Here is an 11,140-nt window from a genome sequence, read left to right on the forward strand (position 1 = left end):
GTGTCGGGGTGTCCGGCCGCGCGGAGACCCCGACACGCCGCAAACGGGAGTGGATCACACGACCCGACCCGACCCGAACGGGCCCGAACCGGCCCGGCCCGATCTGGCCCGACCCGACCCGACCCGGTCCGGCCCCGGGCGGGCGGGTCAGGTGAGGGTGGCGAGTTCGCGGGTGAGGTTGGCGCGGGCGGGGCCGGTCCACCGGGCGGCCAGCGGCGGGAACCGGTAGAGGGCGGGCAGAGCGAGCAGGGCGGCCAGGACCCGGGCCCGGCCGGCCCGGAAGTCCGGCTCCGGCACGTGCGCGTACTCCGCGCGGATCGCGGCGGCGTACGCGTCGTACTCCCCGGGCGGCGCGGCGAGGACCGCGAGGTCGGCGTCGCAGAGCAGCGCGCCGTCCCGGTCGCCGGCCTCGACGGCGTGCCCGGCGGTGAGCAGCACCAGCCGACGGACCTCGGCCACCGCCTCGCCGGCCAGCCCCAGCCCGGCCAGGAGCGTGCCGGCCAGCGCGGCGCTGTCCCGCTCGTTGGCGTCGCCGGGGGCGCGGGGGTCGTAGACCGCGTCGTGGCACCAGGCGGCGAGCCGCACCAGGTCCGGCCGGTCGGCCAGCTCCGCGTACGCGTCGATCACGTCCAGCACCGCGGTCAGGTGCCGCACCGTGTGGTACCGCCGCTGCGGCTCCCGCCACCGGGCCAGCAGTTCCTCCCCGGCCCGGTCCAGCGCCGGCCCGTCCGGGGCGCCCGCGTCCCGCGCGGCCGCCCGCCAGCGGTCGATCAGCTCCGTCACCCCGCCGAGTCTGCCGCAGCGGGGTCGGGGGGATGAACCGCGCCGGTACGGGTAGTCCCGGCCATGGCCACGGCCCAGCAACGACGACTCCCGCTGTGGCGGCGGATCGGTCTGCGTGGCGGCGATTCCGACGTCGACTCGGTACGCATCGCCGACGCGATGGAGGAGCTGCGTCACCGGAGCCGGGCCACCCTGCACGACCGGCTGCACCGGGTCCGGATGGCCATGGGCCTCGCCCTGCAGGCGGGGGTGGCCGCCGCGTTGTCCTGGATCTTCGCCCACGAGGTGCTGAACAACCCGCAGCCGGTCTTCGCGCCGATCTCCGCGGTCGGCACCCTGGCCGCCTCGGTCGGCCAGCGGCTGCGCCGCACCGTGGAGCTGATCGTCGGGGTCGCGGTCGGGGTGTTCCTGGGCGACCTGCTGATCTACTTCCTCGGTACCGGGGGGTGGCAGCTCGGCCTGGTGGTGACCTCGGCCATCCTGCTGACCATCTTCTTCGGCGCCAGCGTGGCGATCGTGATCCAGGCCGCGGCGACCGCGGTGCTGATCGTCACGCTCACTCCCTCCACCCAGAACCTGGAGATCCCCCGCTTCGTCGACGCGTTCGTCGGCGGCGGCATCGCCCTGCTGGTGACGGCGGTCCTGCTGCCGCTCAACCCGCTGCGCGTGCTCAACCGGGCCGCCCGGCCGGCGCTCGACCTGCTCGCCGGCCAGCTCGACATCACCGCCGAGGCGCTGCGCAACCGGGACCACGACAGCGCCCAGCGGGCCCTGGAACGGCTCCGCGAGAACAAGGAGGAACTGGCCGCCTTCACCGAGGCGATCGAGGGCGCCAAGGAGACCAGCAACCTCTCGCCGGCCCGGTGGCACCGGCGCAGCGAGCTGACCCACTACGCCGAGGCCGCCGACCCGATCGACCGGTCGATGCGCAACAGCGGCACGCTGATCCGCCGCGCGGTCACCATGATCGAGGACGAGGAGCCGGTGCCCGAGCCGCTGCCCGACGCGGTGGCCCACCTCGCCGAGTCGGTACGCCTGTTGCGGCACGAGTTCGCCGTCGGGGAGGAGCCGGAGAAGGCCCGGGAACGCTCGCTGCGGGCGGTCAGCGAGGCCGGCCGGGCCTACGGCGAGGGCGTCGGCTTCTCCGGCAGCGTGGTGGTCGCCCAGGTGCGTACCACCGCCAGTGACCTGCTGGTCGCCTCCGGAATCGACCAGCAGGAGGCGAACCGGCTGGTCCGCAAGTCCTTCGGCGACCTGGAGAAGCCTGCCGGGGAGCCGGCGGCGGAGCGCGAGGGCACCCGCAAGCCGCCCACCGCCCCGCCGATCGGCTGAGCCGCCGTCCGCCCCGGGCCCGCCCGCGCCGCCGGTCGACGAGCTTCCCGCGGACCCGGTCAGCGCAGCTCGGCGAGCGCGGCCAGCAACCGGTCCACGTCCGCCACCGTGCTGCCCAGCCCGAGGCTGGCCCGCAGCGCGGTGGGCGGCAGGTCGTCCCGCCCGGCGCGGGCGGCCGCCTCGGCGAGCAGCCGCCGGGCCAGCGGGTGGGCGCAGAACAGCCCGTCGCGCACCCCGATGTCGTGCTCCCGGGCCAGGTACCCGGCCACCTCGGCGGAGTCCCGGCCGGCCAGCACGAACGACACGATGCCGACCCGGGGCGCGTCGGGGGCGAAGGTGCGCAGCTCGACGGCGTCCGGCAGCGCGGCGAGCCCGTCCCGCAGGCGATCCACCAGCCGCTGCTCCTGCGCGTGCAGCGCCGCCCGGTCCGCCCCGGCCAGGGCGGCGCAGACGGCCGCCAAGGCCACCGCGCCGAGCAGGTTCGGGGTGCCGCCCTCGTGCCGGGCCGGGCCGGTCGTCCAGCGCACCTCGTGGGTGGCCGCGCCGACGTGGCTGGTGGCGCCGCCGCCGGCCAGGTACGGCGGGGCCGCGTCCAGCCAGTCGCCCCGGCCGAGCAGGACCCCCGCGCCGAACGGGGCGTACAGCTTGTGCCCGGAGACGGCCAGGTAGTCCACGTCCAGCGCGGCGACGTCCACCGGCGCGTGCGGGGCGAGCTGGGCGGCGTCGACCAGGATCCGGGCGCCGTGCCGGCGGGCCACCCGGGCCAGCTCCGCCACCGGCCAGCGCTCTCCGGTCACGTTGCTCGCCCCGGTCACCGCGACCAGCACCGGCGGCCCGGCGGCGGCGCCCCGGCGCAGCTCGGTCAGGGCGGCGTCCAGCGCCCGGACCGCGCCGGCCGGACTGTCCGGCACCGGCAGGCGTACCGACCCGCGCGGCCAGGGCAGCAGGTTGGCGTGGTGCTCCCCGGCGAAGGTGACCACGGTGGTGCCGGCGGGCAGCGCCCGGGCCAGCAGGTTCAGCGCGTCGGTGGTGTTGCGGGTGAAGACCACGTGGTCGTCGGCGCGGGCGCCGAAGAAGTCGCCGACCGTCTGCCGGGCCCGCTCGTAGGCCAGCGTGCAGCGCCGCGACAGCGCCCCGGCGCCACGGTGCACGCTGGCGTACCAGGGCAGGAGCTCGGCCACCGCGTCGGCCGCGGCCCGCGCGCAGGGTGCGCTGGCCGCATGGTCCAGGTTCACCTGCCCGGGTACGCCGAGCACGGCGAGCGGGCCGGGCCCGGCCGGCGCCGGGCGGGCGGTGGCCGGGGCGGCGGGCGCTTCGAGGGTGAGGGTCATGGTGGGCCTCCGGGGTCCAGGGACCCCGGGTGTGGGCACACCGGGACGGGGTCCGCGCTTGCCCAGCACACGAATCGGGCTGGGCCCGGTCATCACCCGGGGCACCCCACCGCGAACCTCGACGAGGGTTGCCGGCCAGCAAGCCGGGGCTTGACGCTGGCGCTCGTGACCTGACGGCAGCATAACCACCACGGATGCGCCCGGACCAGTGGGCCGGAGATGACTACGCTGACCGCATGGCCGACACCCCGCCCGGCTCGCCCGCGCCGCCGCCGACCGCGCCCGCCGTCCCGCCGTCGGGTGGCGCCCTGCCCCGGATGCCGCTGCGCCGGCTCGGCTGGCGGCGGATCCTGGCGCTGGCCGGGGTGGCGCTGCTGATCGCGGCCTGCGCGGTCTACATGCTCTTCGTGCTCGGCTCCAACCTCGGGCCGGAGGCGCTGCTCATCGGCGTGGTGGCGGCGATCCTGCCGGTGCCGGTGCTGGTCGCCTGCTTCCTGTGGCTCGACCGGTACGAGCCGGAGCCGCTGAAGTACCTGATCTTCTGCTTCGCCTGGGGCGCGTTCGTCTCCACCGCCGCCTCGCTGACGGTCAACGAGACCTTCGCCGGGCTGTTCAAGGACTGGGGGCTGCCCGCGGCGCTCACCGGCGTGCTGGTGGCGCCGTTCATCGAGGAGCTGACCAAGGCGCTCGGCCCGATTCTGCTGCTGGTCTTCCGGCGGCGGGAATGGTCCGGCATCACCGACGGCCTGGTCTACTGCGGGCTCTCGGCGGTCGGCTTCGCCATGGTGGAGAACATCCTCTACCTGGGCGGCTACGGCTACGCCTCGGGCGCCGACCAGTGGGGCCCGGCGACCGGCTTCCGGCAGGTGTTCGCCATCTTCATCACCCGGATCCTGCTCTTCGGCTTCGCCCACCCGCTGTTCACCGCGATGACCGGCGTGGGGCTGGGCATCGCCGCCCGGACGGCGGACCGCCGGGTACGGGTGCTCGCGCCGGCCGCCGGCCTGCTGCTGGCGATGATGCTGCACGGCACCTGGAACCTGATCCCGACGCTGGTGCAGGCCACCGGCGAACTGGTCATCTTCATGTACGGCATGGTGGGGCTGATGGTGCCGATCTTCTTCGGCATGGTCGGCTTCGCGGTGTGGCTGCGGGCCTGGGAGGGGCGGCTCACCGAGCGGACCCTGCCGGACTACGTCCGGGCCGGCTGGCTCAGCCCGCCCGAGGTGGCGGCCCTGGGCAGCCTCGGCCGGCGGCACGCCGCCCGGGTCTGGGCCCGCCGGGTCGGCGGCGAGGCCGGCCTGCGGGCGATGCGCGGCTACCAGTTCGCGGCCACCCGGCTGGCGCTGCTGCGCGACGGGATGCGCCGGGGGCTGGACCGCAAGGCCACCGACCGGGAGCGCACCGCCCGGGAGGAGCGGGAACTGCTGGAGGCGATCGCCGCGTACCGGGCGTTCTTCGTCGGGCGCGACCCGCAGGCGCCGGTCGGGGTCTGGGACGGGCAGCGCTACCACCTGCGCTTCCCGGACGGCTCACAGCGCGCGGTGGAGGCCCCGGACTCCCCGGTGGTGCCGATCCCCGTGGTGCTGGCCCCGCCGCCCCCGGTCCACCCGATCGGGCACGGCCGGCCCGGCTGGTACGGCCCGCCCCCGGCCGCGCCCTGGCCGCCCGGCCGGTACTGAGCCGGCGACGCCCCGCCGGCAGGTGCGGCGGGGCGGTCAGGTCATCAGGCTGGTGAGGAAGTCGCCGAGGCCCTGGGCGATCGCCATCAGGCCCGCCCCGATGGCCTTGAACATCTCGGCGGCGCCGTCGGGTCGGAACGCCATGAAGTAGATCAGGAAGAAGGCGCCGAGCCAGAGCAGCAGCTTCTTCACGAGTACCGGCATCGTCCCTCCCCAGGGCGCTGGACGTCGCTGGCTTCCCCGCGAAGGGCGGCACAAACGGCGGCTCGTGCCGCCGGGACCAGGGAGGGCTACAGGTAGAGGCCGGTGTTGCCGGTGGACTCGGTCTCTACCCGCTCAGCGGCGACGGCGTGCACGTCGCGCTCGCGCAGCAGGACGTACCCCCGGCCGTGCAGCTCCACCTCGGAGCGGTCGTCGGGGTCGAAGAGCACCCGGTCGCCGGAGACGATCGCGCGGACGTTGGGACCCACCCCCACCGCGGTCGCCCAGGCCAGTCGCTTGCCCACCGCGGCGGTGGCCGGGATGACGATGCCGGCGGTGGAGCGGCGCTCACCCTCGCTGCCCTCCACCCGCACCAGCACGCGGTCGTGCAGCAGGCGGATCGGCAGGCCGGAGTCGAGGTTCTGGTCGGCGGTCACGCGAAGACGCTACCGCGTGGCCGAACGCGGTCGTCGGCGTGGTTGAGCTGTGGTGGACGGGGCAATGTGTGGCGGAACTGCCCTACGGTGGCGCTGTCGGACGTACCCTGTCCGGACCGTCGTCGTGGGCGGCCCGGTTTCATCCTGAGGAGGTGCGCTTGAGCCGCTTCGAGCGGGTACGCGGCCGGCTCCGCCGCGCGTACGAGTCCGGGCGGGAGTCGGTGCGCTCCGGGCGTTCCGCCGCCGCCGACGTACCCGAGGAGGCGCGGGTCGCCTCGCCGGCGTCACCGGGGCCGGTGGCCCCGAGGGCGGCGACGGTGGTCAATGCGGAGCCGCCCGCCGAGGTGCACAACTCGACCAGCAGCCGCGACGACGCGGACGTGCCGCACGCGCTGCGGATCGCCGCCGCCTGGTCGTGGCGGCTGATCGTGATCGGCGTGGTCACCTGGGCGCTGCTGAAGATCGTCGGGACGATCAGCATCGTGATCATCCCGCTGGCGGTCGCGCTGCTGCTCTCGGCACTGCTCGCACCGGCCGTCGGCTGGCTGCTCCGGGCGCGTTTCCCCCGCTCGCTGGCGACGGCCGTGGTGCTGGTCGGCGGCCTGGCCGCGGTGGTCGGCACGCTCACCCTGGTGGTGAACGAGTTCATCCAGGGCGTGCCGGAGCTGAGCGAGAAGTCGTCGCAGGGCGTACGGCAGATCCAGAACTGGCTCAAGACCGGCCCGCTGCACCTGTCCGACGGTCAGCTCGAGCGGTACATCGACGAGGCGCAGGCCTGGGTGAACGGCAACACCGAGAAGTTCACCAGCGGCGCGCTCTCCACCGCGAGCACCCTGGCCGAGGTGCTGACCGGCGCCGTGCTGGTGCTCTTCGCGACCTTCTTCTTCCTGCGTGACGGCAACAACATCTGGCGGTTCCTGGTCCGGCTGCTGCCGGTGGCCGCCCGGTGGAAGGTCGACGACGCCGGCCGGGCCTCCTGGGCGACGCTCGGGGCGTACGTGCGGGCCACCGTGCTGGTCGCCTTCATCGACGCGGTCGGTATCGGCATCTTCCTGGTCATCTTCGACATTCCGTTCGCGTTCCCGCTGGCCGCGCTGGTCTTCCTGGGCGCGTTCATCCCGATCGTCGGTGCCGCGCTCTCCGGCAGCGTCGCGGTGCTGGTGGCGCTGGTCGACAGCGGCCCGGTCCGGGCGCTGATCATCCTCGGCGTGGTGATCGGCGTGCAGCAGTTCGAGGGGCACGTGCTCCAGCCGCTGATCATGGGTCGGGCGGTGGCCATCCACCCGCTCGCCGTGATCATCGGGATCGCGGCCGGCGTGGTGCTGGCCGGCATCACCGGAGCGCTGGTGGCGGTGCCGCTGATCGCGGTGCTCAACACGGCCGTCCGCCGGCTCGCCGCGCGTAGCGTCCCGGACACCCCACCGGACGCGGTGGTGGTCGCCTCCCACGCGCCCTGACCGACCCGGGCCCGTCCCCTTCCCGGGGGGCGGGCCCGTCGCGTTGCGGGGCGCTGTGCCGTGCCTCGCGCGCCGTGCCCGCCTCTCCCGCCCCGCCCGAGGCCCCGTTTGCGGCGTGTCGGAGTGTCCCGGCCGGGCGAGGCCCCTGTTTGCGGCGTGTCGGGGTGTCCCGGCCGCCCGAGGCGCCCGTTTGCGGCGTGTCGGGGTGAGGCGGGCGGGCGAGGCCGCGGCGGTGCAGGGGCCCGGCCAGGCGGAGCGCCGGGTGGGTGGGAAGGGGCGTCAGGACTTGGCGAGGCGTTCGAGGGCGCCGCGGGCCACGTCGGGGCGGGTGGTGTACCAGAACGGGGGGAGCGAGCGGCGCAGGAACGGGCCGTAGCCGCGAGCCGTCTCCAGCCGCGAGTCGAGCACCGCGACGACGCCCCGGTCGCCGGTCGCCCGGATCAGCCGGCCCACGCCCTGGGCCAGCCGGACCGCGGCGATCGGCACGCTGACCGCCGCGAAACCCGAGCCGCCGCCGGCGTCCACCGCCGCCGCCCGGGCCGCCGCCAGCGGCTCGTCCGGGCGCGGGAAGGGCAGCCGGTCGATCACCACGAGCTGGCAGGCGTCGCCGGGGACGTCCACTCCCTGCCAGAGCGACATCACCCCGAACAGGCAGCTCGACCGTTCCTCCCGGAACCGGCGGACCAGCAGCGGCAGCGCCTCCTCGCCCTGGAGCAGCACCGGCAGGTCCGTCCGCGCGCGCAGCAGCTCCGCGGCCTGCTGCGCCGCCCGCCGGGAGGAGAAGAGCCCGAGGGTACGACCACCGAGCGCGCCGACCAGCGCCAACAGCTCCTCGCCCGCGGCCTCGGGCAGCCCCGACACGCTGGGCCGGGGCAGGTGTGCGGCGACGTAGAGGATGCCCTGCCGGGCGTAGTCGAAGGGGGAGCCGACGTCCAGCGACCGCCAGCCGGGGCCCTCGGTGGCGGGTACGGTGCCCGTCGCGGCGTGGCTGCCCGCGGCGACCGCCACCCGGCCGGCCTCCGGTCCGGCGCCGGGCGTGACGCCCGAGCGCCCGGCTCCGGCGGTGGCGGCCATGGCGGCGGCGGCCGGCGACGGCGGGGCGGGCGGGGGAGCGTCCAGCCCCAACGCCCGGGCCACCGTGTCGAAGCGCCCGCCCAGCGCCAGCGTGGCCGAGGTGGCGACCACGGTGCGCTCGTCGTACAGGTGGGTGGCGAGGGTACCGGCGACCGACAGCGGCGCGACCACCAGCGCCCGCCGACTGCCGTTCTCCGGCTTCTCCACCCAGGCCACGTCGTGGTCGGCCTCCTCCAGCAGCCGCTGCGCGGTGGTGGAGAGTTCGTCCAGCGCCGCCTTGGCCTGCTGCTTGCGCACCGGGTCCGGGTCGTCGGCCTTGATGTCGCCGATCGCGTCCAGGGCGGCCCGGGTCGCCGCGTCGAGCAGCGTGCACGCCTCGCGCAGCGGGGCCGGCAGCCCGGCGGTGATCCGCCCGGCCGGCGCCTCTGCCAGCCCGACGGCGAGCGCGTCGCCGGCCTCGGTCAGCCGGTCGGCCACGTCCGGGCGCAGCAGCGGCCGGGCCCGCCGGGCGGACCGGTCGACCAGCTCCGGCACCAGTTCGGCCTGGGCCGCCGAGGAGACCCGGTCGGCCAGCTCGTGCGCCTCGTCCACGATCAGCAGCTTGTGCGGCGGCACGATGTGCCGGCCGGCGATCATGTCGACGGCGAGCAGGCTGTGGTTGGTGACCACGATGTCGGCCTCGCGGGCCCGGGCTCGGGAGGCCTCGGCGAAGCACTCCTGGCCGAACGGGCAGCGGGCGGCGCCGACGCACTCCCGCGCCGGCATGGAGACCAGCCGCCAGGCCTGGTCGTCGACGCCCGGGTCCAGCTCGTCGCGGTCACCGGTGGCGGTCTCGTCGGCCCAGTCGCGCAGCCGTTGCACCTGCTTGCCCAGCCGTCCGGCCTCGCCGAGCCACTTGGTGCCGCCACCGGGCCGCGCGGCCGGGGCGTCGAAGAGGGTGTCCTCCGGCTCGTCCTCCGTGGAGTTGTCCAGCCGGGCCAGGCAGAGGTAGTGGTGCCGGCCCTTGAGCACGGCGAAGGTGGGCCGCCGGCCGAGCAGCGGCTCCACCGCGTCGGCCAGCCGCGGCAGGTCGTGGTCGACCAGCTGGGACTGCAACGCCAGGGTGGCGGTGGAGACCACGACCGGGCCGTCCACGGTCAGTGCCGGGGCGAGGTACGCCAGCGACTTGCCGGTGCCGGTGCCGGCCTGCACCAGCAGGTGCTCGCCGGAGGTGATGCTGCGCTCGATCGCCTCGGTCATCTGCTGCTGGCCGGGGCGGGCCGCGCCGCCGGGCACCGCACCGACCGCGGCGGCCAGCAGCTCGCCGCCGCTGACCCGGGCACCCCGGCGCCGACCGCCGCGGGCCGACGGAGTGGCGGAACCGGTGGCGGTGCGGGGCAGAGTCACCGTGCGACGGTACCCGCCGGTCCCGACACCGGGCCCGCCACCGCCCCGCGTGGGATACCCGATCGTGACCGGTTACTTCCCCGCAGCGACGGCTGGGCGGAATCGGTTAGTGTGCGACTCATGCCGAGCGACGTGGTCCGTGTGATCTACCGCAAGTACGACGGCAGCGCTCACCGCGACTACCCGGCCCGCCGGCTCACCGAGGACGACCTCGGCATCTGGCTCGGCGTGCCGGCCGGCACCGAGTCGGTCTACCACGGCCGGCCCTCGGTCGAGCAGATCCCGTTCGTGCTCCTGGTGCCGCACCACGCCTGGTGGACGGGCATGTTCAACCCGCCGCCGCGGACCAGCGAGGTCTACTGCGACATCACCACCCCGGCGCGGTGGGAGGGCGACGACACCGTGCACCTGTTCGACCTCGACCTGGACGTGGTGCGCCGGCGCGCCACCGGGGCGGTCGAGCTGCGCGACGAAGACGAGTTCGCCGAGCACCGGGAGCGGTTCGGCTACCCCGACGACCTGGTGGCCGAGGCCGAGGCGGCGTCGCGCTGGCTGCTCGGTGCGCTGGGCGACGGCACCGAGCCGTTCGCCACGTCGTACCGGAAGTGGCTGGCCCTGGTCCTCTGAGCCGGCTCGCGGCGCGGCGGTCAGTCGTCTGCGGCGCCCAGCCCCGCCAGCCGGGTCAGCTTCTCCGGGTTGAGCTGGTTGAAGATGCCGGTGACCCGGCCGCCGTCCACGGCGAAGGCGCTGACCAGCCGCAGGGTCCGCCCGTCGTTCAGGACGACCTCGAACTGCAACCCGAGCGCGCCGTTCACCAGCACCGGCCGGGACCGCACCCGGCCGCTGTAGCGGCCGGCCTGCCCGAAGAGGCCGAGGGTGAACCGGGCCACCTTGTCGGCGCCGGTGACCGGCCGGCGGGCCGACGGGAAGTGGCCGCCGCTGTCGCCGATCAGCACCACGTCCGGCGCCAGCACCCGCATCAGCGCCGTCAGGTCGCCCGACTCGGTGGCGGCCACGAAGGCGGACACCACCCGTTGCTGTTCGGCCAGGTCGGCGGTGTGCCGGGGCGCGTCCGGGGCGGTGACCGTCCGGCGGGCCCGGGAGGCGAGCTGTCGGGCCGCCTCGGGGCTGGTGCCCAGCGCCTCGGCGATCTGCCCGAACGGCACCGCGAAGACGTCGTGCAGCACGAACGCCACCCGCTGCTCGGGAGTGAGCCGTTCCAGCACCACCAGCAGGGCGGTGCCGAGCTGGTCGCGGCGGACGGCCCGCTCGGCGGGGTCGGGAGCGAAGCCGTCCGGCTCCGGAGCCGCACCCAGCGGGGTCACCACCGGCTCGGGCAGCCACTGCCCCGGGTACGTCTCCCGGCGTACCCGGGCGGAGCGGAGCACGTCCAGGCAGATCCGGGCGCAGGTGGTGGTGAGCCAGCCGCCCAGGTGCCGCACCTCGGCGCGGGCGGC

The 11,140-nt window shown here is 75.7% G+C and carries 9 protein-coding genes, 2 pseudogenes and 1 riboswitch; of the genes and pseudogenes, 4 read left to right on the top strand and 7 right to left on the bottom strand.

The features are described from left to right. Positions 1–147 precede the first annotated feature (147 nt). On the bottom strand, positions 148–783 hold the full coding sequence (locus ACSNN7_RS27070; RefSeq protein WP_436683841.1) for an HD domain-containing protein: 636 nt from the start codon (positions 781–783) through the stop codon (positions 148–150). 159 nt (positions 784–942) lie between these two features. Here ACSNN7_RS27070 and ACSNN7_RS27075 point away from each other — a divergent pair, with 159 nt between their 5' ends. Then, positions 943–2,115 carry an FUSC family protein gene (locus tag ACSNN7_RS27075; protein ID WP_436683848.1) on the top strand — a complete coding sequence of 391 codons (1,173 nt, stop codon included), beginning with the start codon at positions 943–945 and terminating at the stop codon, positions 2,113–2,115. A gap of 59 nt (positions 2,116–2,174) precedes the next feature. Here ACSNN7_RS27075 and ACSNN7_RS27080 read toward each other — a convergent pair whose 3' ends face one another. Next, positions 2,175–3,446, bottom strand: coding sequence for an aminotransferase class V-fold PLP-dependent enzyme (locus ACSNN7_RS27080; RefSeq protein ID WP_436683842.1), 1,272 nt, complete (start codon positions 3,444–3,446; stop codon positions 2,175–2,177). Positions 3,447–3,495: 49 nt separating this feature from the next. Beyond that, a riboswitch (SAM riboswitch) is annotated at positions 3,496–3,617 on the bottom strand. 23 nt (positions 3,618–3,640) lie between these two features. Between ACSNN7_RS27080 and ACSNN7_RS27085 the strand changes: the two genes are divergently transcribed. Next, entirely contained in the window at positions 3,641–5,128 is a 1,488-nt protein-coding gene (locus ACSNN7_RS27085) for a PrsW family intramembrane metalloprotease (protein ID WP_436683843.1), read from the top strand. A 36-nt stretch (positions 5,129–5,164) separates the two neighbouring features. On the opposite strand, the gene ACSNN7_RS27090 is transcribed toward ACSNN7_RS27085, so the two are convergent. Together ACSNN7_RS27090 and ACSNN7_RS27095 are read right to left on the bottom strand one after the other, a co-directional pair. Beyond that, positions 5,165–5,332, bottom strand: a complete 168-nt coding sequence (locus ACSNN7_RS27090) for a hypothetical protein (protein ID WP_334449738.1) — start codon at positions 5,330–5,332, stop codon at positions 5,165–5,167. Positions 5,333–5,418: 86 nt separating this feature from the next. Then, positions 5,419–5,766 carry a GroES family chaperonin gene (locus ACSNN7_RS27095; protein WP_334449737.1) on the bottom strand — a complete coding sequence of 116 codons (348 nt, stop codon included), beginning with the start codon at positions 5,764–5,766 and terminating at the stop codon, positions 5,419–5,421. Positions 5,767–5,873: 107 nt separating this feature from the next. On the opposite strand from ACSNN7_RS27095, the gene ACSNN7_RS27100 reads away from it, so the two are divergent. Further along, positions 5,874–7,223, top strand: coding sequence for an AI-2E family transporter (locus ACSNN7_RS27100; RefSeq protein ID WP_436683849.1), 1,350 nt, complete (start codon positions 5,874–5,876; stop codon positions 7,221–7,223). 279 nt (positions 7,224–7,502) lie between these two features. Here the strand turns inward: ACSNN7_RS27100 and ACSNN7_RS27105 are convergent. Together ACSNN7_RS27105 and ACSNN7_RS27110 are read right to left on the bottom strand one after the other, a co-directional pair. Further along, positions 7,503–8,189 (bottom strand): annotated as a pseudogene (locus ACSNN7_RS27105) (ATP-dependent DNA helicase); the annotation flags it as partial. Positions 8,190–8,321: 132 nt separating this feature from the next. Next, positions 8,322–9,683: pseudogene (locus ACSNN7_RS27110) on the bottom strand (ATP-dependent DNA helicase); the annotation flags it as partial. A 120-nt stretch (positions 9,684–9,803) separates the two neighbouring features. On the opposite strand from ACSNN7_RS27110, the gene ACSNN7_RS27115 reads away from it, so the two are divergent. After that, positions 9,804–10,310, top strand: coding sequence for a DUF402 domain-containing protein (locus ACSNN7_RS27115; RefSeq protein ID WP_334449735.1), 507 nt, complete (start codon positions 9,804–9,806; stop codon positions 10,308–10,310). Between the two features lie 20 nt (positions 10,311–10,330). Here ACSNN7_RS27115 and ACSNN7_RS27120 read toward each other — a convergent pair. Beyond that, positions 10,331–11,140, bottom strand: an 810-nt coding sequence (locus ACSNN7_RS27120) for a sigma factor-like helix-turn-helix DNA-binding protein (protein ID WP_436683846.1), incomplete at its 5' end; no start/stop codon positions are given.

Source organism: Micromonospora sp. URMC 105 (genome assembly GCF_051386295.1).
Taxonomy (GTDB): Bacteria; Actinomycetota; Actinomycetes; order Mycobacteriales; family Micromonosporaceae; genus Micromonospora.